This is a genomic window from Microbacterium sp. CGR2 (assembly GCF_003626735.1).
In the GTDB taxonomy this organism is placed as follows: Bacteria; Actinomycetota; Actinomycetes; order Actinomycetales; family Microbacteriaceae; genus Microbacterium.
The window spans coordinates 2,572,399-2,592,762 of record NZ_RBHX01000001.1 but is presented as its reverse complement, the minus strand read 5'-3'; the positions used below and the strand labels follow the sequence as shown (position 1 = coordinate 2,592,762).

The window sequence follows — 20,364 nt, the reverse complement described above, 5'->3', positions numbered from 1 at the left end:
GATCACCCCATTCTACGAGCGCTTGCGGATGCGGACGCCGAGTGGCTCAGTCAGAATCGACGAACCGAACTCCGGAGGGTGATCCGCCGGATCCGATCTCACGAAGCGCCGTTTTGGCCGCGTTCATCGCGACCCCACCGTTGTAGCCCCGTCGAGCCAGCTGACCGACGAGGCGCCGCAAGGCCGTGTCGTTGTCGAGTCTGCCCATCGATCGCGCCTTGGTCCGCGCGAAGTCGAGTGCACGCTCTGCATCGTCGTCAGGCAATTCGTCGAGCGCCGCGTCGATGACATCGCGAGGGATTCCCCGCTGGGACAGCGACCGCGAGAGCGCGACCCTCCCTTGCCCCTTTCGCTCGACGCCCGAGGTCACCAGCGCGCTGGCGAGGATCGCGTCGTCGAGGTACCGGCGCCGGAGGAAGTCGTCGATGACGTCGTCGATCTGTGCGGCGTCGAGGTCGTGCCCCCGGAGGACCAGGCGCGCCTCGGCGATCGAGAGCGACTTCGATCGGAGCTTGCGGAGCAAGGACTCTTCTGCCGTCGCACGGACTTGCTCGGGAGATCGAACATCGTCGGATCCGGCTGACGTCTCGTGCGGGTCGCTCAGTGCTCGCAGCCGCGGCGCGGAACGCTCCGGCTCAGGCTGCTGCGACGCCGCCATTCGCGCGGCTGCTCCGCGTGCGGGATGCCGTTCACTGGGAGTGCCGGCATCTGCTGCGGCACCGTCGCCCTCAGGATTGATCGCGTCGTCAGAGACCGATGGTTTCGCTGCGTGCGCCCCAGGAGAGGCCGTCGTCCTCGAGCCGAAGAGGGGAATGATGGGGGCGATCCGCTCAGAACCGCCCCCATTCGCGTCGTTCATCAGGCCGGTCGGCGCTCGGCGAGCTCATCAGTGGCCGCAGGTGCTGCCGCCTGCCCGCCGATGCCGAGCTTCTGCTTGATCTGAGTCTCGATCGCAAGTGCGATATCGGGATTGTTGATCAGGAAGTTGCGAGCGTTCTCCTTGCCCTGCCCCAGCTGGTCTCCGTCGTAGGTGTACCAGGATCCCGACTTCTTCACGATGGCGTGCTCGACGCCGAAGTCGATGAGGCTGCCTTCACGCGAAATGCCGATTCCGTAGAGGATGTCGAACTCGGCCTGCTTGAACGGCGGCGCCATCTTGTTCTTCACGACCTTGACCCTGGTGCGGTTTCCGACCGCGTCCGTGCCGTCTTTCAACGTCTCGATACGACGAATGTCCATTCGGACCGATGCGTAGAACTTCAGGGCCTTACCTCCGGCGGTGGTCTCGGGCGATCCGAAGAAGACGCCGATCTTCTCGCGAAGCTGGTTGATGAAGATCATCGTGGTGTTGGTCTGATTCAGACCACCCGTCAGCTTTCGCAGGGCCTGCGACATGAGCCGCGCCTGGAGGCCCACATGGGAGTCGCCCATCTCGCCTTCGATTTCGGCACGGGGAACGAGGGCCGCCACGGAGTCGATGACGATGAGGTCGATGGCCCCGGATCGAACGAGCATGTCGGCGATTTCGAGGGCCTGTTCACCGGTGTCGGGCTGAGAGACGAGAAGAGCATCGATGTCGACGCCGAGCTTCGCCGCATAGTCGGGGTCGAGCGCGTGCTCCGCATCGATGAAGGCGGCGATACCGCCGGCACGCTGCGCGTTCGCGATGGCGTGCAGCGTGAGCGTGGTCTTACCGGACGACTCAGGTCCGTAGATCTCAACGATGCGGCCTCGCGGCAGGCCTCCGACCCCGAGAGCGACGTCGAGGGCGATGGAGCCGGTGGGGATCACTGCCACGGGCGCGCGCTCGTCGCTGCCCAGCCGCATGACGGAGCCCTTGCCGAACTGACGGTCGATCTGGGCGAGGGCGGTTTCGAGGGACTTCTCGCGGTCGGCGGGTGATGGCATGGTCTGCTCCTTATGCTCGCGTGGTGCCGCCTGTAGGCTGCCGCGGCGCTCCCGATTGGGGGCAACTCTCCGACAAGGCGTGTGGCTCTGTGGCCTGTTATTCACCGTAGAAGGAACCACCGACATTGGGTGGGCGAAACCTTCAACCGTGGAGAACACGTCACGTGAACCGCTTGTGCAGCAGACTACGCCCGTTTCGAACAGATCTTCGACGACACGCCATCATCGGCGAGTCGGACTGCGAAATCGCTCGAAGGCGTCAGGCCACACCCGAGCGACGCTTTGGCTCCTGTCGGCCTACGCCATGACGCCGATTGTCGGGCACGTCCATCTCGACGCACAGCGCCAGCCAGATCTCGCGCGGTGGAGTGCCGTCTGTGAGGGCCTCCGCCGCAGTTCGACCGCCCAGGCCGCCGAGAACGAGATCATTGATCAGCGACGTGGCACGAGCCTGGAACTCCGTGTCGACGGCGCGTAGAAATTCGCTACGACGCATGCTCTGTACCGAACTGTTCGAACGTCAGTGCAGCGAGAGTTCAGGCTCGATCGACGCGACCAAGTCGTCGGGAACGACATCCGGGAAGACCTGAATGCCTTCGAGCACGGAGATACGATCGCCGACTTCGCGCATGATCGTGGAGATGGGGACATCGAGTGCGTCAGCGACCGAAGCGAGGATCTCGCTCGAGGCTTCCTTCTGACCTCGCTCCACCTCACTGAGGTAGCCGAGTGCCACGGAGGCCTTGCTGGCGACCTGTCGGAGCGTGCGCCCCTTACGCAGGCGGAAGTCCCTCAGCACATCGCCGATTTCCTGTCTTACAAGAATCATCGGAACCTCCTCCCCAATCGTTCCCCTGGGGTCTCCCCCATCGAGGGAACCAGTCTAGCCCTCCTGGCATGCACAGAATCTACCCCGGCACTCTGTGGTTTGAATGTGAGCACAGTGAAGACAACCGCGACGGACACGTGACTATTCCTCAAGCACTCGGAGCAGCACGTCAAGCACGCCGCGCACGGACTGCTGCCGGATCTCGCTGCGGTCTCCCGTGAAGTGGAACGCCTCCGTTCGCGCGCCACCCGGCGTCACGATGCCGACGTGAACGGTGCCGACGGGGTGACCGTCGGTCGCGCCCGGACCCGCGACACCTGTGGTGGAGATGCCGACCTCCGCTGATGTTCCGTCGACAGCGACCGCGTGCCGAACTCCCTCGGCCATCTGCAGCGCCACCGAAGAGTGCACCGGTCCGTGCCGCTCCAGGAGATCAGCGTCCACGCCGAGCAGCAGGTGCTTGACGGGCGTCGCGTAGGCCACGACACCGCCCAGCAGAACAGCCGATGCTCCCGGCACCGACACGATCTCCGCGCAGACGGCACCACCGGTCAACGACTCCGCGACACCGAGCCGCCAACCTCGCTGCCGCAGTGCCGACAGCACCGCTGCCGCGGACGAGTCGCTCACGCCGAGCGCCGAGAGCCCCGGACCTGCGCGACGATGTAGTCGATGCCGCTCGCGACCGTGAGCACAAGCACGACGATCATCAACACGAAGGTGATGAGAGTCCACGGCCCGAGGCCGATGAAAACGTGCAGCGGGAGAAGCGCCCATGCGAGTGCTACGCCCTGCACGGCCGTCTTCACCTTGCCCATCCAGGCGGCGGCGACGACATGTTCGCGGGCGACCACCAATCGGTGCACCGTGATGCCCCACTCGCGGATGAGGATGACGATGACGATCCACCAGTCCACCTCGGCGAGGATGGCGAGTCCGATGAAACCCGCTCCCGTGAGCAACTTGTCGGCGATCGGATCCCACAGCTTGCCGAAGTCACTGACGATGTCGTACTTGCGCGCCAGATAGCCATCGACCCAGTCCGTGGATATCCCCACGATGAAGAGGATCGCGGCGGTCCACCGCGACGCCAGCTCAGTGAGACCGTATGTACCGCCGAGGAGAAGCACCACGAAGAAGATGACGGCGAGCGGGATACGCGCGACCGTGAGCGCGTTGGGAAGCTGCCGCGGAATGGCCATCATCAGTCGCGCCCCGTCAGGCCCCAGGCATCATCGTCGCCCTCCGCCTCCACCTCGGGGAGCCCGCTGAACTGCGCCTCGACCGGATCATGGGCGGCACCCATCGTCGCGGAGTGAGCCGGTGCCGCAGGGGCCGCTGCGGCCGCCGGGGCCGCCGGCACATCTTCGCCTCGGAGCTTCGCCAGGACCTGAGGGAGCTGTTCAGCGGTCGCGAGGACATCTCGGGCCTTCGACCCTTCGGACGGTCCGACGATCTCGCGCGATTCCAACAGATCCATCAATCGCCCTGCTTTGGCGAATCCGACCCGCAGCTTGCGCTGGAGCATCGATGTCGAGCCGAACTGGGACGAGACGATGAGTTCGGCGGCCGCGAGCAGAAGCTCGAGGTCGTCGCCGATGTCTTCATCGACTTCCTTCTTCTTCGTCGGCTCCAGCGCCTCCTGCACATCCGGTCGGTAATCGGGCCTGGCCTGCCGGGTGACGTGCTTGACGACGGCGTCGATCTCCTTCTCATCGACCCAGGCGCCCTGCAGTCGGAACGGCTTCGATGATCCCATCGGAGAGAACAGCGCATCGCCCTGCCCGATGAGCTTGTCGGCGCCGGGGCTGTCGAGGATGACGCGGCTGTCGGTGACGCTGGTGACTGCGAAGGCGAGGCGAGAGGGCACGTTCGCTTTGATCAGGCCGGTGACGACATCGACGCTCGGCCGCTGCGTGGCGAGGACCAGATGGATGCCGGATGCTCGGGCGAGCTGCGTGATGCGGACGATGGAATCTTCGACGTCTCGCGGGGCCACCATCATGAGGTCGGCGAGCTCGTCGACGACGACCAGAAGGTACGGGTACGGCTTGAGGACCCGTTCGCTGCCCGGCGGGAGCACGATCTCGCCGGCGCGCACCGCACGGTTGAAGTCGTCGATGTGGCGGTAGCCGAACGACGCGAGGTCGTCGTAGCGCATGTCCATCTCTTTCACGACCCACTGCAGCGCCTCTGCGGCCTTCTTGGGATTCGTGATGATCGGAGTGATCAGGTGCGGTACGCCGGCATAGCTGGTGAGTTCCACGCGCTTCGGGTCGATGAGCACCATCCGCACGTCGGCCGGTCGGGCTCGCATCAGCAGACTCGTGATCATCGAGTTCACGAAGCTGGACTTACCGGAGCCGGTGGAACCCGCGACGAGAAGATGCGGCATCTTCGCCAGATTGGCGATCACGATGTTTCCGCCGACGTCCTTGCCGACACCGATCGTCATCGGATGCGTGCTCTTCTGCGCTGCCGGAGAACGCAGCACGTCGCCGAGCGCCACCATCTCCTTGTCGGCGTTCGGGATCTCGATGCCGATCGCGCTCTTCCCGGGGATCGGCGAGAGGATGCGGACGTCGTTGGAGGCGACGGCGTAGGCGAAGTTGTTGCTCAGCTGCAGGATCTTCTCGACCTTGACGCCGTGACCGACCTCGACCTCGTACTGGGTCACCGTCGGCCCGCGCGAGAAGCCCGTCACCTTGGCGTCGACCTTGAACTGAGAGAGGACACTCGTGATCTGCTCGATCACCTTGTCCGTCGCTTCGGATCGCACGACCGGGGGCGGCCCTTCGACCAAGAGCCCGGGCGAGGGAAGGATGTACGGTGCCACCGGCGCCTGCGGACCGCGCTCCCCCGGTCCTTCGGTACCGAAGCCGTCGAGTCCGGGAAGCTCCGGGATCTCACCGGTGTCGGACTCGTCGTCGAGGAGAGCCGTGGCCTGCTGTCCTGCCAGCGCGTCCGTCACGGAGCGAACATCGGTCAGCACCTCGGTTGCCGCGTCGTAGGGGTCTTCGACGACCACGGCCTGGTCGTAGGCGGGGGTCGGGTCCGAGGTCGTCAGCAGCGCGGTGATGTCGTCGCTCGCGAGGGTTCCCTCGTCGGGATCTTCCTCACGGCCGGTCTTGTTGCGCCGCCACCAGGGCAGAACATCGGGATCGTCGACCTTGTCGGCTTCGTCGATCGTCGCAGCATCCTTCGTCGGCTTCTCCGGCCGCTCCGCATCGAACATCCAGGCGTACAGGTCGCCGAGTCGAGCGCCGATGCGGTTCGGCGGAGTCTTCGTGAGGATCAGGACGCTGAGCGCCGCGAGGAGAGCCAGAACGATGTAGGCGGGAATATCGGTGAGATACGTCAAGGGCTGGCCCACCAGCCAACCGAGCAGCCCACCGGACTCGCTGAGCGCCGGCATGCCCTGGTTCGGATGGGGGCGCGGGCCGGCAACGTGGAAGATCCCCGCCAGCGCGAGGACGAACATGCCGAAGCCGATCCCGATGCGCCCGTTGTCGTGCACCGACGAGGGATGACGGAACAGCCAGCCGGCGAGAAGCAGGAGCAGGACCGGCATGATGAAAGCCACGCGGCCCACGAACAGGCCCACCGAGTAAGCGCTGATGTTCGCCGCGACCTCGTTGCCGATGAAGAACCACTCGTTGACCGCTCCGAGAGCCGCGAGAAGCACCAACAAGAACGGGAAACCGTCGCGCCGGTCGTCTTTCTCGAGAGTCTCGGGTCCGAACGCGCGGAACAGTCCGCCGACACCGTGGGCCAGCCCCACCCAGGCGCGAACCGCGACCGGAGGCTTGTCCTGCTCGTCGATGTACTTCTTCGGAGCGGGCTGGGCCTTGGGAGTCGCCTGCCGCTTCGGGCGCGGCGGCGCGCTTGTCGACGCGCGCTCAGTATTCGTAGTGCTCCTGGCCATGCCTTCACGTTACGGCCAGCGACCGACATCGCCCCGCAATGACGCGGCTTTCCGGCGATCCGGTGCCGTTCAGCACCGGATCGCCGGAGGGTGCGGGCGTTATGCCTCGATGACCAGCGGCACGATCATCGGACGACGGCGGAGCTTCTGGTTGACCCAGCGACCGATCGTGCGACGAACCACCTGCGACAGCGAGTGCGTGTCGCGAACGCCATTGCCGGCAGCCTCCTTGAGCGCCGCCACGATCTTCGGCGCGACGTCGTCGAAGACCGAGTCGTCTTCGGCGACTCCGCGCGCGTGGATCTCCGGTCCGGAGATGATGCGACCCGTGGCGGCATCCACCACGACGATCACCGAGATGAAACCCTCTTCCGCCAGGATCCGGCGGTCCTTGAGGTCGGCATCCGTGATGGCACCGACAGACGATCCGTCGACGTACACGAAGCCCAGATCGAGCTGCCCCGCGACGCGGGCGTTGCCGTCCTTGAGGTCGATCACGGTGCCGTTGGAGGCGATGATCGTGCGCTCCGCGGGAACCCCTGTGTCCTGAGCCAGCTTGGCGTTGGCGATCAGGTGGCGGTACTCGCCGTGCACCGGGAGCACGTTCTTGGGTTTCAGGATGTTGTAGCAGTAGATGAGCTCACCGGCCGCCGCGTGCCCGGAGACGTGCACCTTCGCGTTCGCCTTGTGGACGACGTTCGCCCCGAGCTTGGTGAGGCCGTCGATGACGCGGTAGACCGCGTTCTCGTTACCGGGGATGAGGCTGGAAGCGAGGATGACCGTGTCGCCCTCACTCACCTCGATCGCGTGGTCGAGGTTGGCCATGCGGCTCAGCACGGCCATCGGCTCCCCCTGCGAGCCCGTCGACATGTAGACGATCTCATCGTCGGGCAGGTCGCGGGCCTTCTTGTAGTCGATCAACACGCCGGCGGGGACCTTCAGATATCCCAGCTGCTCCGCGATGGTCATGTTGCGCACCATGCTGCGGCCGAGGAACGCCACGCGGCGTCCGTTCTCGTGCGCTGCGTCGATGACCTGCTGCACGCGGTGCACATGGCTGGAGAAGCTCGCGACGATGACCCGGCGCGGCGCCTTGGCGATCACCTGGTCGAGAACCGGTCCGATCGATCGCTCGGTCGGCGTGAACCCGGGGACGTCGGCGTTGGTGGAGTCGACGAGGAACAGGTCCACGCCCTCCTCTCCAAGGCGGGCGAACGCGCGCAGGTCGGTGATCCGGCCGTCCAGCGGCAGCTGGTCCATCTTGAAGTCACCGGTCGCGAGCACCATGCCCGCGGGCGTGCGGATCGCGACAGCGAGGGCGTCGGGGATCGAGTGGTTGACGGCGATGAACTCCAGGTCGAAAGGCCCGACCCGCTCCTGCTGGCCCTCTGTCACCGTCAACGTGAACGCCTTGATGCGGTGCTCCTTGAGCTTCGCCTCGATGAGAGCGAGAGTCAGCCCGGAGCCGATCAGGGGGATGTCGTTCTTCAGACGCAGCAGGTAGGGCACTGCTCCGATGTGATCCTCATGACCGTGAGTCAGCACCACGCCGACGATGTCGTCGAGGCGGTCACGGATCGGCTCGAAGTCAGGAAGGATGAGGTCGACGCCCGGCTGGTGCTCTTCGGGGAACAGGACGCCGCAGTCGACGATCAGGAGTTTGCCGTCGTACTCGAAGACGGTCATGTTGCGACCGATCTCGCCGAGTCCGCCGAGCGGCGTGACGCGCAGTGTGCCCTCGTCGAGCGGTGCGGGATCTGTGATGGGGATGGACATGGTGTCTCCTCTGTCGGACGCGGTGCGCATCCGGTTGTTCATGGGAACGCGGCTCAGCGCGTCGTGCCGTGCACCTTGGGCAGGGCACCGCCGGCGGCCGCGTTGCGGTCCGGGCGGAAGTTCGAGAAGTCGGCACCGGATACGTCCTTCACGAGGTCGAGCTCGTCCTCGATCAAGGCGGCCTCCCACTCCTCCGGACCGACCAGGGGAAGTCGGACGCGCGGGCTCGAGATGCGACCCAGGCCGTGCAGGATGTACTTGGCCGCGACCGTGCCCGGCACGTGCGTCATGACGGCCCGGACCAGCGGCTCGAGACGCTTGTGCGCCGCCGTGGCCGTGGCGAGATCGCCGTTGTTCACCGCGTCGACGATGGTGCGATACGGTGCGGCGGCGACGTTCGCCGTGACCCCGATGAGCCCGGTGGCGCCGATGGCGAGGTGGGGCAGCACGTTGGCGTCGTCACCGGAGAAGTACATCAGGTCAGTCTGGTTGAGCACGCGGCTCACCTCGGAGAAGTCGCCCTTGGCGTCTTTCACCGCGAGGATGTTGGGGTGCTTCGCAAGACGCAGGATGGTCTCGTACCGGATCGGCACACCGGTGCGACCGGGGATGTCGTAGAGGATCACCGGGAGGTCGGTCGCGTCGGCCACCAACCGGAAGTGCGTGAGGATGCCGGCCTGGGTCGGCTTGTTGTAGTACGGCGTCACGATCATGATGCCGTCGGCGCCGGCCTTCTCGCTCGCCTTGTACAACTCGATCGCGTGGGCGGTCTCATTCGACCCGCCACCGGTGATGACTTTGGCGCGGCCGGACGAGACCGACTTTCCGACCTCGACGAGCTTGAGCTTCTCGGGGTCGGTCAGCGTGGAGGTCTCGCCGGTCGTTCCCGTCACCACGATGCCGTCCGCGCCTGCGGTGATGACGTCATCGATGTGCTTCTCGACGGCGGGCCAGTCGACTTCGCCGTCGGCGGTCATCGGTGTGACCAGCGCGACGAGAACCTGTCCGAAGGGGTTACCCGAGTGCGTCATGCCCCCCAGCGTATCGCCTCGGATGACGCGTACGCAGACGCGCCGGCCGGTCAGATGCGGCCACGCCGCGCGATCCCGGAGGTGAGGGCGCTCGGCAGGATGCCGGTCAGCGCGACCAGCGCTTTGTATCGCAGCGACGGGATGGACACAGCTTTTCCTCGCGCCGCATCGCGAAGCCCGGTGCGGACCACGTCCGGAGCATCCAACCAGAGGAAGCCGGGCACGCCCTCGTGTCCGACGGCGAGCCCCATGCGCTCGTGGAACGAGGTATGGGTGAATCCGGGGCACAGCGCGGTCACGGAGACGCCGTCCCGCGCATATTCGGTGTTCGCCCACCGGCTGAAGCCGATCAGCCAGGACTTGCACGCCGAATAGGTCGAGCGGGAGATGAACCCTGCGACGGACGCGACGTTGACGATGCGTCCGCCTCGGCCGCGCATCGTCTGGAGAGCGGCGTGCATGAGACGCATGGATGCTTCCACATGCACGCGAAGATGACGAACCTCGTCGGCGATGTCGTTGTCCGCGAACTGCAGCGGCAGGCCGAAGCCCGCGTTGTTCACGAGAAGGTCGACCGGGTCGGCGGTGTCATGCAGCCGCTCCACGACGGTGGCGACTCCCGCCTCGTCGGCGAGGTCGGCGACGATCAACTCGACAGCGGCGCCGTACTCGCTCCTGAGGTCTGCAGCGAGCTCTTCCAGCGCCTCCCGCGAACGCGCGACCAGGACCAGGTCCGCTCGACGCCTGGCCAGTTGCCGTGCGAATTCGGCTCCGAGTCCGGCGCTCGCACCGGTGATGAGTGCGGTGGGCATCAGCGCTCGTATCCGAGGAAGCGGTAGCGGATGCCGGTGCGCGAGGTCTGCCACTCCCCCTCGTCGACAAGGCGCCAACCGCTTCTGGGGGGCGCGTGGGTGTCACCTTGGACCCCGAGGTCGAGTTCGGTCACCTCGAGCCGGTCGGCGTCGCCGATGACCTGGCGGAAGATCTCGGCTCCGCCGATGAACCAGACCCGGTCCTGGCCACGTACGGCCTCCTGCACGTTGGCTGCACGCCGGGCACCCTCGGCCTCCCAGTCCTGACGGCGCGTGATGACGATGTTCTCGCGCCCCTCCAGCGGACGGAAGCGCTCCGGCAACGAATCCCAGGTCTTACGGCCCATGACCACCGTGGCCCCGAGCGTGACCTCTTTGAAATGGGCGAGGTCTTCCGGCACGTACCAGGGCATCCCGCCCTGGGCGCCGATCACCCCTCCGTGCGCCTCAGCCCAGATGAGGCCCACCATGACCGGTCCGCCAGACGCCGGGCTCATACCGCCACCGCCGCGCGGATCGGCGCGTGATGCTGGTAATCATCCACGACGAAGTCCTCGTAGCGATAGTCGAGGATCGACTCCGGAGTGCGCGCGAAGCGCAGCGTCGGGTAGTCGAACGCGTCCCGGGTGAGCTGTTCACGCACCTGTTCGAGGTGATTGTCGTAGATATGGCAGTCTCCGCCGGTCCAGACGAAGTCGCCAGGGGCGAGACCCACCTGCTGCGCGACCATCATGGTCAGCAGCGCGTAGGAGGCGATGTTGAACGGGACCCCGAGGAACATGTCGGCGCTGCGCTGATACAGCTGGCACGAGAGCTTGCCGTCAGCGACGTAGAACTGGAACAGCGCATGGCACGGCGCGAGCGCCATGTCGGGGATGTCGGCCGGATTCCAGGCCGAGACGATGAGACGACGAGAATCCGGGGACCGGCGGATCTGCTCGATCACGTCGGAGAGCTGGTCGATGCTCTCGCCGTCCGGCGTCGGCCACGATCTCCACTGCACGCCGTAGACCGGCCCGAGGTCGCCAGTGGCATCCGCCCACTCGTCCCAGATGGTGACGCCGTTCTCCTGCAACCATCGGACGTTCGAGTCTCCGCGCAGGAACCAGAGCAGTTCGTAGGCGATGGACTTGAAGTGCACGCGTTTCGTGGTGATCAGAGGGAAACCCTGTGAGAGATCGAACCTGATCTGCCGCCCGAAGACACTGGTCGTGCCGGTCCCGGTGCGATCGTCCTTGTGCGTGCCTGTCTCCAGAACATCGCGGAGCAGGTCTTCGTACGGTGTCGGGACGGCTGCGCTCATGGTGCCACGATACCTTTTCCGTGTCGGCGTCGGGCGGATGCGGAGCCGCCCTCGCCCTGCCGTCATCGACGGAAACATCGGCGCCGTGAGCCGCGCGGGGTCGTAGCCTCGACCTATGTCGCCCGCGCTTGCCCTCGGATACGTGGCAGGGCTTCTCGTGCTCGCCGCGATCGTCGGCGTGCTCGTTCGCCGCCGAGACGGGCGTCACCGCACGGGCGGCACCCTGCGCTTCGATCCCGCGGATGCCGGCTCTGCCGACGTCGGCACCGCGGCGACGCTCGTGCAGTTCAGTACCGAGATGTGCGCACGGTGCCCACAGGTCCGACGGATGCTCCGCACGTACGCGTCAGACCACGAGGGGGTACGGCACGTCGAGGTCGACCTGACCCATCGGCCGGATCTCTCCACCCGTTACAAGGTGCTGCAGACGCCCACGACCTTCGTGGTCGACACATCCGGCGCTGTCCGCGCCCGCTTCCACGGCGTGCCGCACCGCCACGCCATCGCCGAAGCTCTCGCGGCGCTCTGACGCCGAGACTGGAGAAGTCATGACCACGTCCACCGGCATCGACCCCCGCGGTCCACGATTCGCCGCCGCCATGACGGCTCTCCTGCTTCTGGTGGCGACGTTCCTGGCTCTGGTGGGCATCTCGACCGCGCGCCTCTTCGACACCTACGTCGCCTTCGCTCCCGGGTTCGACTTCGCCGTCATCGCCGGGCGTGACGCCTGGGCGATACAGGCCGCACCGCTCCTGCAGCGCGCGCTTGATCCGGGCTTCCTCCTCGCCGTCATCATCGCTCTGCTGTTCCTGTGGGGTGTGGTCTCTCCCACGACCGCGCCCTGGAGCATCCTGTTCCGCCGACTCGTCCGGCCGCGTCTCGCCGGCCCGACCGAACTCGAAGACCCCCGGCCGCCGAGGTTCTTCCAAGGGGTCGGGCTCTTCGTGGTCGGCGCCGGGCTCGTCCTCCACCTGCTCGGCGTCCCCTGGGCCCTTCCGGTGGCGACGGCAGCAGCGTTTGTCGCAGCTTTCCTCAACGCCGCCTTCGCATTCTGCCTGGGTTGCCGGCTCTACCTCCTCCTGCAGCGCGCCGGCGTCGTCGGCCGCGCGGCATCCGCGTCATGAGAGCCGTTCCCTCGCTGAGGGCTGCTCGCTAGGCTGGCCACGACGCGTCGCCGCATCCGCGCGCGACGAGAACCGGAGGAATCATGCCCGTCACCAGCGAAGCCGCCAGCACCTGGACAGGTTCCCTCATGGAGGGGTCGGGAACAGTCGCGCTCTCCTCGTCGAACCTCGGCACCTTTCCGCTGAACTGGAAGGCCCGCAGCGAAGGCAGCGACACCACCACCACGCCCGAGGAACTCATCGCCGCTGCGCACGCATCATGCTTCAGCATGGCGCTCTCGCATGCCCTCGCCGAGAAAGGCACACCCCCCGAGCGTGTGAACACCAGCGCATCGGTGACGTTCAAGCCCGGTGTGGGGATCACGGGCAGTCACCTGAACGTCAACGCAGTCGTGCCCGGCCTGTCACCGGAGGCGTTCCAGGAGATCGCCGAGGAGGCGAAGACCGGCTGCCCGGTCTCCCAGGCGCTCGCGGGAATCGACATCACTCTCGAGGCGACCCTCGCCTGAGGGGTGCGTCAAGCGCGAGCGCGTCGAATCGCCTCGCGGATGCTCGCCCGGGCGTCCTTGCGGCGCCCGGCAGCATCCTGCACCACCCCGAGTCGGTAGCGCGCCCGCCAATCGGCCGCATCGGCGTCGGCCTCCGCGGTATAGCGTGCGATCAGAGGGTCCGCATCCGCTCGTGCGATTCTTCCGCTCGGAGTGAGCTCGGTCTCGACGGGAGGCATCCCGTCTTCCTTCTCGAGTCGGCGCCCGAGCCGGTCGGCGGCGAAACCGAACTGCATCTCTCGGATCAGGGCCCATGCCCCCACGGGCGCCAGCACGATCAGGGCGACCCCCATCCCGATCGACACCGGCGTGCCCACAGTCAGGAACATCACCGCGAGCCAGACTGCGACGGCCAGATAAGCGAGAAGCGCCGCCGCCATCAGGCCGACGCCGATCCGCGACATCACGAGCGGATGCCGATGTCGATCATGTTCTCGAGGCCCACCACGACGCCGGTGGCGCTGAGGGCGAAGGGCACGGCGATCCGGATGCCCGGGGCGTAGGCGAGAGCCGGCTCCACAGTGTCGTGCGTGAAGGTGAGTGATTCACCGGGACCGGACAGGATGACGTCCTGCTTGGCCACCACACCCGGGCGACGAAGTGAATGGATCGGGACGCTGCCGACCTGCTGTCCTCGGGCACGCTGGTCGGCGTGCGGCGCACTGACCGGGCCCTGCTCGGCGCGCGCCGCAGCGATCAGCTCGGCAGTGCGGACGGCGGTTCCGCTCGGAGAATCGATCTTGGTCTCTCGGTGAGCCTCGACGATCTCCGCCGAACCGAAGAACGGTGCAGCCGCCGCAGCCAACGCGGAGCCCAGGACGGATCCGAGAGAGAAGTTCGGGATGAAGACGACGCCCGTTCCTGCCGCCTCGACGAGCGGACGCACCAGCGCGATGCGCTCAGCCGACCATCCGGATGTGGCCACGAGCACGTTGATCCCCCGTTCCACGGCGGCGCGGACGACGTCGACGCTCACCTGCGGGGTGGACGCGTCGACGACCAGGTCGGCCCCGTCGAGATCGGAGATGTCACTCGCCGAGGTGAGCACTCGCGTCACCTCGAACCCCTCGAGCTCTTCGATCACCGCGTGGATGATCGTTCCGAGCTTCCCGGTTCCGCCGACGAGTGCGACCTGCGTTGTCATGCGTCCAGTCTATGGAGCGCCACCCCCGCGCAGGCGGGGGCGCGCGGGCCGGAGCAGTGTCAGACAGGCAACGGGTCCGGGATGCCGGTGCGAAGCTCCACGGGAAGGTGACCGGTGTCGTTGTGATTCAGAAGCGTCCAGGGTCGCCCCTGCTTCTGCGCGATGATCGTCAACCCGCAGTGCGCCTGGTTGAGTGTCATCCATCGCCACTCCGGGGCTCCGAGCACTTCGCGGACGAACCAGGAGATGACGAAGTTGTGAGTGATGAGGACCTCGTGGACTTCGCCGTTCTTGCGCACCAGGAACTCGTTCACGGCGTCGGACATCTGCGCGCGACCGGCCTCGATCTCCGCAGCCGTGACCGACCCGAAGAACGGTTCGAACGCGGCGGGCGTCTCTTCCGTCATGCCGGTGGGCACGCAATCGAAGAGCAGCGCGGTCGGCTCGGGGACGACGGACGGGAGACGACCGGCGATGGCCCGCGCCGTCTCGTCGGACCGCAGCAGCGGCGAATGCCAGACCGCATCGAGCGGTAGCCCCGACAGCCGGTCGGCGATCAACTCCGCCTGTCGCTGACCCCGCGGCGAGAGGGGGCCGTCGGCGAGGCCGTGCTCGGCATCCTGATGTTCACCGTGTCTGACCAGATAAATGTAATGCGTCACAACTCGCTCGCTTCATCGCCAGCATCCGCCGGGCTTCTCTTCCACCCTATGGCACGGATGAAGTGGGGTTCAGTTGCCCGCGCGTGTGAGCTCGGCGACGTGCGCACGCGACAATGTGACTCCGGCTCCCTGCATGAGTTCGTCGACGTGGTCCGTGGCGAAAGTGTTGACGATGGGAGCAGCCACGGTTCGCTGAGCCAGGAGCCAGGCGATGGAGACGGCCGCGACCGGGACGGCGAGTTCGGCGGCGACCTGGTCGAGAGCGCGGAGGATCTTGATCCCACGTCGGTTCAGGTGACCGCGCAGCTGCTCGCCGCGCACACCCTGGGACGTGAGTGCTTTGCTGCGGTGACGACCGGAGAGGAATCCGTGCTCCAGCGCGTGCGAGGGCGTCACGGCGAGGTTCTGCGCGCCCGCCACCAGACGGAGGTCGCCTTCGAACGGCTGACGACGCAGCAGGTTGTAGGGCGCATCGATCACCTCGATGCGCGGGTACCCTGCGGAAGCCAGGATGCGCGCCTCGACGAGGCGCTCGGGCTCGAGCCGGAATGCTCCGACGGCACCGATCTTTCCGGCCTCACGAAGCCACTCGACCGTGGCGAGGGTGTCTTCGAGGTTGGTGGTGGCATCGAGCGTCGCGTCGAGATAGAGAACGTCGATCCGGTCGACGTCGAGCCGTGTCAGAGACCCCTCGACGGCGCGGACGAGGTTCACGGACCCGAGACCGGGGTTGTCGGCATGCGCCCCGATGCGCACGCTCAGCACCGAGCGGTCCCGTTGACCGCGCGAGCGCAGCCACTGGCCGATGATGTGCTCGCTGCGGCCGCCGGAGAAGCCGTCAGCCGTGTGGATCGCGTTGCCGCCGAACTCCACGTACCGGTCGAGAATGGCGTGGCTGGTCTCCAGATCGACGTTCCAGCCGAACTCGGCCGCGCCGAGCATCATCGGGAACATCTCGAATCCGGTTTCGCCGAGCTGCGTGCGGATGGTCTCGCCGACCCCCGGGCCGACGATCGGGATCGGAGCCGACGGGTGTTCGGTGGCCTCTTGGGCTCGCTCGTCCGGCGCTCCTGCGCCTACGTTGAACAACCGCATACTCTCTCACCCCCGCGTCGATCGGTGCGTTCCGACCTGCGTCACTGCCATCTGATGCACCCCCCGGTGCGTACTTCGAGGGTAAGCGAGAACGGCGAACCTCCCGTCCAATCGCGGGAACGGCGAGGAAACTTCCGATAACGGTTTGATCACGGAGAAGACGAGCGGAGCCCGGGCTCGTCCTGTGCGGACGAGCCCGGGCTCCGGATCGAACGGGCCGTGCTTACTCGGCGGCTGCGTCCTCAGCGGGCGCGGCCTCGGAAGGCGCGCCCTCTGCGGCTGCGGCGTCGTCGAGCACGGGCTCGAGCGACAGCTTGCCGCGGTCGTCGATCTTCGTGATCTTGACGAGGATCTTCTGGCCGACCGAGAGGACGTCGTCGACGTTCTCCACGCGCTTACCACCGGCGAGCTTGCGCACCTCGGTGACGTGCAGCAGTCCGTCCTTGCCGGGCAGCAGCGACACGAAGGCGCCGAAGGTGGCGATCTTCACGACGGTGCCGAGGAACTGCTCGCCGATCTCCGGGTTGGTGGGGTTGGCGATCGCGTTGACCTGGGCACGAGCCGCCTCGGCCGAGGGACCGTCGGTCGCACCGATGTAGACCGTGCCGTCCTCCTCGATGGAGATCTGCGCACCGGTCTCGTCCTGGATCGAGTTGATCGTCTTGCCCTTCGGGCCGATCAGCTCGCCGATCTTGTCGACCGGGATCTGCACGCTGATCACGCGCGGCGCGGTGGGCGCCATCTCGTCAGGAGCGTCGATCGCGGAGTTCAGGACGTTGAGGATCGTCAGGCGAGCATCGCGCGCCTGCGTGAGCGCACCGGCGAGCACCTGCGTGGGGATGCCGTCGAGCTTCGTGTCGAGCTGGATGGCCGTCACGAACTCGCTGGTTCCGGCGACCTTGAAGTCCATGTCGCCGAGCGCGTCTTCTGCACCCAGGATGTCGGTCAGCGCCGCGTAACGGGTCTCACCGTTCACCTCGTCGGAGACGAGGCCCATGGCGATACCGGCGACCGCTGCGCGCAGCGGCACACCGGCGTTCAGCAGCGACAGGGTCGACGCGCAGACGGAGCCCATCGAGGTCGAACCGTTGGAGCTGAGAGCCTCAGACACCTGACGGATCGCGTACGGGAACTCCTCGCGGCTCGGCAGCACCGGCACGAGTGCGCGCTCGGCCAGGAAGCCGTGCCCGATCTCGCGACGCTTCGGCGAACCGACTCGACCGGTCTCACCGGTCGAGTAGGGCGGGAAGTTGTAGTGGTGCATGTAGCGCTTGCTGGTCGTGGGCGACAGCGAGTCGATCTGCTGCTCCATCTTGAGCATGTTCAGCGTGGTGATGCCCATGATCTGGGTCTCTCCGCGCTGGAAGATCGCGGAGCCGTGCACGCGCGGGATGACCTGCACCTCGGCGTCGAGCGGACGGATGTCCGCCAGCCCACGGCCGTCGATGCGCGCGCCCTCGGTGAGGATGCGTCCGCGGACGATCTTCTTCGTGACCGACTTGTATGCGGCGGAGAACTCCAGCGGAGCGGCAGCCGGAAGCGAGTTCGCTTCGGTGGCCTCGATCAGCTCGGCGCGGACGCGGTCCTTGATCGCATCGTCGGCAGTCTGACGCTCGGTCTTGTCGGCGATCTGGTAGACACCGACGAGCTCGTCGTACGAGCGCCCTGCCACGAAGTCGTAGACCTCCTGGCTGTACGCGGGGAAGACCGGGTACACACCCGGCTCCTTCGACGCGGTCGCAGCAAGCTCGGCCTGAGCCTTGACGAGCTGCGCGATGAAGGGCTTCGAAGCCTCGAGACCCTGCGCGACGATCTCTTCGTTCGGCTTGGTCGCGCCGGCCTTGATGAGGTTCCAGCTGTTCTCGGTGGCCTCGGCCTCGACCATCATGATCGCGACGTCTTCGGTTCCGTCGGCCTTGGTGACGACACGGCCGGCGACGATGAGGTCGAACACGGCCTCGCTCACCTGCGCGGCGGTTGGGAACGCGACCCACTGGTCGCCGTGCTCGCCCTGGCCAGGGATGAACGCCAGACGCACACCGGCGACGGGACCGGAGAACGGCAGACCGGAGATCTGCGTGGACGCGGAGGCGGCGTTGATCGCGAGCGCGTCGTAGAACTCGCCCGGAGCGATCGACAGCACGGTGATGACGACCTGGACCTCGTTGCGGAGTCCGTCGACGAAGGACGGGCGCAGCGGACGGTCGATCAGTCGGCAGACGAGGATCGCTTCGGTCGACGGGCGACCTTCGCGACGGAAGAACGAGCCGGGGATCTTGCCGGCAGCGTAGGAGCGCTCCTCGACGTCGACCGTCAGCGGGAAGAAGTCGAAGCCTTCGCGCGGGTGCTTACCTGCGCTCGTGGCCGAGAGAAGCATGGTCTCGCCGTCGAGGTAGGCGGCGACTGCGCCCTGCGCCTGCTGCGCGAGGCGGCCGGTTTCGAAACGGATGGTGCGGGTGCCGAAGCGGCCGTTGTCGAGAACGGCCTCGGTGGCGGTGATTTCAGGACCTTCCAAGAGGTCTCTCCTTCTTTGTTTAGACTCGCGAGTCCATGTGACGCGCGAGCGCATTCAAGAGGAGCGGAACGGCAGGGTTCGGGCGCGCGGGCACTCCCGCGAATGACACCTGCGCTGGCCACCAGTAGAAAGCCACCCGACATCTCTCGTGCCGAGGAACCCACCACAGGGGACCAGCTTCTCCGCCGCTCGCTCCGTGAGTCGATATGAAATTGTGCGGTTGACACACGTCAGCCTCATCCAGCCTAACAGCGCGACAGCGGAAACCACAGGACCGACGGGCCTCACAGAAGACGACACGGTCCCGCCATGCGCCGTTCACCGGGCGGATGCCGTCACGTGCGCGGCATCCGCTGTGCTGTGGTGATGCGCATGTCAGTCATCGGCTGCGGGTACCTCGGTGCCGTCCACGCCGCCGCCATGGCCTCGATCGGACACGACGTGATCGGCGTGGACGTGGACGAGGGCAAGATCGCCGCGTTGGCGACGGGAACGGCTCCGTTCTTCGAGCCTCGCCTGAGCGAGCTCCTCTCCGACGGCCTGGCGTCCGGCCGCCTTCGGTTCAGCACGCGGATGTCCGATGCTGCCGGCTCTGACGTGCACTTCCTCGCCGTCGGCACTCCACAGATGCCTGGCGGACACGCCGCCGACCTTCGCTTCATCGATGCCGCGATGAACGATCTGCTCCCGCATCTCCGCCCCGGCGACGTGGTCGCGGGAAAGTCGACTGTACCCGTGGGAACCGCGGCCCGGCTGGCTGATCGCCTCACCGACACCGGCGCCACCCTCGTCTGGAACCCGGAGTTCCTGCGCGAAGGCTGGGCCGTCCACGACACGCTCACCCCGGACCGCCTCGTGGTCGGGGCGGCGGCGGGCGCGGAGGGCGAGCGCGCCGTGGCAGTGCTCCACGAGGTCTACCGCGCCGCCGTGGATTCGGGGACGCCGTTCCTCGTGACGGACCTCGCCACCGCCGAATTGGTCAAGGGAGCCGCCAACGCCTTCCTGGCCACCAAGATCTCGTTCATCAACGCGATGGCCGAGATCGCGGAGGCTGCCGACGCGGACGTCACCCTGCTCGCCGACGCTCTCGGCTATGACTCCCGCATCGGTCGACGCTACCTGGGGTCCGGCATCGGGTTCGGCGGGGGTTGCCTCCCGAAGGACATCCGCGCGTTCGCCGCACGTGCGGAAGAGCTCGGGCGCGGCGAGGCGGTCGGCTTTCTGCGCGAGGTCGACGCGATCAATCTCCGGCGGCGGGACCGTGCCGTCCAGCTCGTGGTCGACGCACTCGGGGGCCTGATCTTCGGTCGGCGGATCGCCGTGCTGGGTGCGGCGTTCAAGCCCTTCAGCGACGACATCCGCGACTCCCCCGCCCTTGACGTGGCCGTACGCCTGCGCGGGCTCGGAGCCGATGTCGTCGTGACCGACCCCGCCGCCATCGACAATGCCGTCGTCGCACATCCGCAATTGGGGTTCGCCCGCGACCGCGACGACGCCCTGCGCGAAGCCGACGCGGTCGTGATCGTCACGGAATGGGACGAGTACCGGCGCGACCTCTCACCAGAGCACGCCGGGGGGCTCGTGCGCGGGCGGATCATCGTCGACGGTCGGAACTGCCTCGATGCCGCCGCCTGGCGCGCGGCCGGGTGGCAGTATCACGGCATGGGGCGCCGCTGAGACCGACCGCTCAGT

21 protein-coding genes are annotated in these 20,364 nt (G+C 66.8%); 4 read left to right on the top strand and 17 right to left on the bottom strand.

Annotated features, from left to right (window positions below; genetic code table 11):
* Positions 1 to 46 precede the first annotated feature (46 nt).
* The 12 genes from D7252_RS12890 to D7252_RS12835 all read right to left on the bottom strand — a co-directional run bounded on the left by D7252_RS12890 (position 47) and on the right by D7252_RS12835 (position 11,584).
* Complete coding sequence (locus D7252_RS12890; protein ID WP_120775753.1) at positions 47 to 859, bottom strand: regulatory protein RecX; 813 nt, start codon at positions 857 to 859, stop codon at positions 47 to 49.
* Entirely contained in the window at positions 859 to 1,908 is a 1,050-nt protein-coding gene (gene recA / locus D7252_RS12885) for a recombinase RecA (protein WP_120775752.1), read from the bottom strand. The genes D7252_RS12890 and recA overlap by 1 nt, the downstream gene beginning before the upstream one ends.
* A 259-nt stretch (positions 1,909 to 2,167) precedes the next feature.
* A complete protein-coding gene (locus D7252_RS12880) occupies positions 2,168 to 2,404 on the bottom strand; it encodes a DUF3046 domain-containing protein (RefSeq protein ID WP_120775751.1) in 237 nt (78 codons plus the stop codon).
* Between the two features lie 24 nt (positions 2,405 to 2,428).
* Positions 2,429 to 2,737, bottom strand: a complete 309-nt coding sequence (locus D7252_RS12875) for a helix-turn-helix domain-containing protein (protein WP_120775750.1) — start codon at positions 2,735 to 2,737, stop codon at positions 2,429 to 2,431.
* Positions 2,738 to 2,878: 141 nt separating this feature from the next.
* Positions 2,879 to 3,367: a CinA family protein gene (locus tag D7252_RS12870; RefSeq protein ID WP_120775749.1), complete on the bottom strand. Its 489-nt coding sequence runs from the start codon at positions 3,365 to 3,367 to the stop codon at positions 2,879 to 2,881.
* Complete coding sequence (gene pgsA / locus D7252_RS12865) at positions 3,364 to 3,939, bottom strand: CDP-diacylglycerol--glycerol-3-phosphate 3-phosphatidyltransferase (protein ID WP_120775748.1); 576 nt, start codon at positions 3,937 to 3,939, stop codon at positions 3,364 to 3,366. Before pgsA ends, D7252_RS12870 begins: the two co-directional genes overlap by 4 nt.
* Positions 3,940 to 3,941: 2 nt before the next feature.
* Positions 3,942 to 6,662: a DNA translocase FtsK gene (locus tag D7252_RS12860; RefSeq protein ID WP_120775747.1), complete on the bottom strand. Its 2,721-nt coding sequence runs from the start codon at positions 6,660 to 6,662 to the stop codon at positions 3,942 to 3,944.
* A 99-nt stretch (positions 6,663 to 6,761) separates the two neighbouring features.
* Positions 6,762 to 8,438, bottom strand: coding sequence for a ribonuclease J (locus D7252_RS12855; RefSeq protein ID WP_120776961.1), 1,677 nt, complete (start codon positions 8,436 to 8,438; stop codon positions 6,762 to 6,764).
* Between the two features lie 53 nt (positions 8,439 to 8,491).
* On the bottom strand, positions 8,492 to 9,469 hold the full coding sequence (dapA, locus tag D7252_RS12850) for a 4-hydroxy-tetrahydrodipicolinate synthase (protein ID WP_120775746.1): 978 nt from the start codon (positions 9,467 to 9,469) through the stop codon (positions 8,492 to 8,494).
* A gap of 50 nt (positions 9,470 to 9,519) precedes the next feature.
* Complete coding sequence (locus D7252_RS12845; protein ID WP_120775745.1) at positions 9,520 to 10,281, bottom strand: SDR family oxidoreductase; 762 nt, start codon at positions 10,279 to 10,281, stop codon at positions 9,520 to 9,522.
* On the bottom strand, positions 10,281 to 10,778 hold the full coding sequence (locus D7252_RS12840) for a dihydrofolate reductase (protein WP_285229035.1): 498 nt from the start codon (positions 10,776 to 10,778) through the stop codon (positions 10,281 to 10,283). The genes D7252_RS12845 and D7252_RS12840 overlap by 1 nt, the downstream gene beginning before the upstream one ends.
* Positions 10,775 to 11,584: a thymidylate synthase gene (locus D7252_RS12835; protein ID WP_120775743.1), complete on the bottom strand. Its 810-nt coding sequence runs from the start codon at positions 11,582 to 11,584 to the stop codon at positions 10,775 to 10,777. The genes D7252_RS12840 and D7252_RS12835 overlap by 4 nt, the downstream gene beginning before the upstream one ends.
* A 115-nt stretch (positions 11,585 to 11,699) precedes the next feature.
* On the opposite strand from D7252_RS12835, the gene D7252_RS12830 reads away from it, so the two are divergent.
* The 3 genes from D7252_RS12830 (at position 11,700) to D7252_RS12820 (ending at position 13,217) form a co-directional block, all read left to right on the top strand.
* Positions 11,700 to 12,113: a thioredoxin family protein gene (locus D7252_RS12830; protein ID WP_120775742.1), complete on the top strand. Its 414-nt coding sequence runs from the start codon at positions 11,700 to 11,702 to the stop codon at positions 12,111 to 12,113.
* A 19-nt stretch (positions 12,114 to 12,132) separates the two neighbouring features.
* Positions 12,133 to 12,708, top strand: a complete 576-nt coding sequence (locus tag D7252_RS12825) for a DUF4395 family protein (RefSeq protein ID WP_120775741.1) — start codon at positions 12,133 to 12,135, stop codon at positions 12,706 to 12,708.
* Between the two features lie 83 nt (positions 12,709 to 12,791).
* The gene (locus D7252_RS12820) at positions 12,792 to 13,217 is read left to right on the top strand and encodes an OsmC family peroxiredoxin (RefSeq protein WP_120775740.1); all 426 of its coding nucleotides are present in this window, start codon (positions 12,792 to 12,794) and stop codon (positions 13,215 to 13,217) included.
* 8 nt (positions 13,218 to 13,225) lie between these two features.
* Here D7252_RS12820 and D7252_RS12815 read toward each other — a convergent pair whose 3' ends face one another.
* The 5 genes from D7252_RS12815 to D7252_RS12795 form a co-directional block, all read right to left on the bottom strand.
* The gene (locus D7252_RS12815; RefSeq protein WP_120775739.1) at positions 13,226 to 13,660 is read right to left on the bottom strand and encodes a hypothetical protein; all 435 of its coding nucleotides are present in this window, start codon (positions 13,658 to 13,660) and stop codon (positions 13,226 to 13,228) included.
* Entirely contained in the window at positions 13,660 to 14,400 is a 741-nt protein-coding gene (gene dapB, locus D7252_RS12810; RefSeq protein ID WP_120775738.1) for a 4-hydroxy-tetrahydrodipicolinate reductase, read from the bottom strand. Before dapB ends, D7252_RS12815 begins: the two co-directional genes overlap by 1 nt.
* Before the next feature lie 59 nt (positions 14,401 to 14,459).
* Positions 14,460 to 15,062 (bottom strand): histidine phosphatase family protein, encoded by a 603-nt coding sequence (locus tag D7252_RS12805; RefSeq protein ID WP_120775737.1) that lies wholly within the window; start codon positions 15,060 to 15,062, stop codon positions 14,460 to 14,462.
* A gap of 69 nt (positions 15,063 to 15,131) precedes the next feature.
* Entirely contained in the window at positions 15,132 to 16,157 is a 1,026-nt protein-coding gene (locus D7252_RS12800) for an aldo/keto reductase (RefSeq protein ID WP_120775736.1), read from the bottom strand.
* Between the two features lie 223 nt (positions 16,158 to 16,380).
* Positions 16,381 to 18,672: a polyribonucleotide nucleotidyltransferase gene (locus D7252_RS12795; RefSeq protein WP_120775735.1), complete on the bottom strand. Its 2,292-nt coding sequence runs from the start codon at positions 18,670 to 18,672 to the stop codon at positions 16,381 to 16,383.
* Between the two features lie 366 nt (positions 18,673 to 19,038).
* On the opposite strand from D7252_RS12795, the gene D7252_RS12790 reads away from it, so the two are divergent.
* The gene (locus tag D7252_RS12790) at positions 19,039 to 20,349 is read left to right on the top strand and encodes a UDP-glucose/GDP-mannose dehydrogenase family protein (RefSeq protein ID WP_120776960.1); all 1,311 of its coding nucleotides are present in this window, start codon (positions 19,039 to 19,041) and stop codon (positions 20,347 to 20,349) included.
* Positions 20,350 to 20,364: the final 15 nt, after the last annotated feature.

Coding starts and splice junctions, on each gene's coding strand:
- dapB (WP_120775738.1), bottom strand. CDS start 14,400: ATGACAACGCAGGTCGCACTCGTCGGCGGAACCGGGAAGCTCGGAACG.
- D7252_RS12880 (WP_120775751.1), bottom strand. CDS start 2,404: ATGCGTCGTAGCGAATTTCTACGCGCCGTCGACACGGAGTTCCAGGCT.
- D7252_RS12820 (WP_120775740.1), top strand. CDS start 12,792: ATGCCCGTCACCAGCGAAGCCGCCAGCACCTGGACAGGTTCCCTCATG.
- D7252_RS12825 (WP_120775741.1), top strand. CDS start 12,133: ATGACCACGTCCACCGGCATCGACCCCCGCGGTCCACGATTCGCCGCC.
- D7252_RS12855 (WP_120776961.1), bottom strand. CDS start 8,438: ATGTCCATCCCCATCACAGATCCCGCACCGCTCGACGAGGGCACACTG.
- D7252_RS12790 (WP_120776960.1), top strand. CDS start 19,039: ATGCGCATGTCAGTCATCGGCTGCGGGTACCTCGGTGCCGTCCACGCC.
- D7252_RS12890 (WP_120775753.1), bottom strand. CDS start 859: ATGAACGACGCGAATGGGGGCGGTTCTGAGCGGATCGCCCCCATCATT.
- D7252_RS12830 (WP_120775742.1), top strand. CDS start 11,700: ATGTCGCCCGCGCTTGCCCTCGGATACGTGGCAGGGCTTCTCGTGCTC.
- D7252_RS12875 (WP_120775750.1), bottom strand. CDS start 2,737: ATGATTCTTGTAAGACAGGAAATCGGCGATGTGCTGAGGGACTTCCGC.
- D7252_RS12815 (WP_120775739.1), bottom strand. CDS start 13,660: ATGTCGCGGATCGGCGTCGGCCTGATGGCGGCGGCGCTTCTCGCTTAT.
- recA (WP_120775752.1), bottom strand. CDS start 1,908: ATGCCATCACCCGCCGACCGCGAGAAGTCCCTCGAAACCGCCCTCGCC.
- D7252_RS12835 (WP_120775743.1), bottom strand. CDS start 11,584: ATGAGCGCAGCCGTCCCGACACCGTACGAAGACCTGCTCCGCGATGTT.
- D7252_RS12840 (WP_285229035.1), bottom strand. CDS start 10,778: ATGAGCCCGGCGTCTGGCGGACCGGTCATGGTGGGCCTCATCTGGGCT.
- pgsA (WP_120775748.1), bottom strand. CDS start 3,939: ATGGCCATTCCGCGGCAGCTTCCCAACGCGCTCACGGTCGCGCGTATC.
- D7252_RS12845 (WP_120775745.1), bottom strand. CDS start 10,281: ATGCCCACCGCACTCATCACCGGTGCGAGCGCCGGACTCGGAGCCGAA.
- D7252_RS12800 (WP_120775736.1), bottom strand. CDS start 16,157: ATGCGGTTGTTCAACGTAGGCGCAGGAGCGCCGGACGAGCGAGCCCAA.
- D7252_RS12860 (WP_120775747.1), bottom strand. CDS start 6,662: ATGGCCAGGAGCACTACGAATACTGAGCGCGCGTCGACAAGCGCGCCG.
- dapA (WP_120775746.1), bottom strand. CDS start 9,469: ATGACGCACTCGGGTAACCCCTTCGGACAGGTTCTCGTCGCGCTGGTC.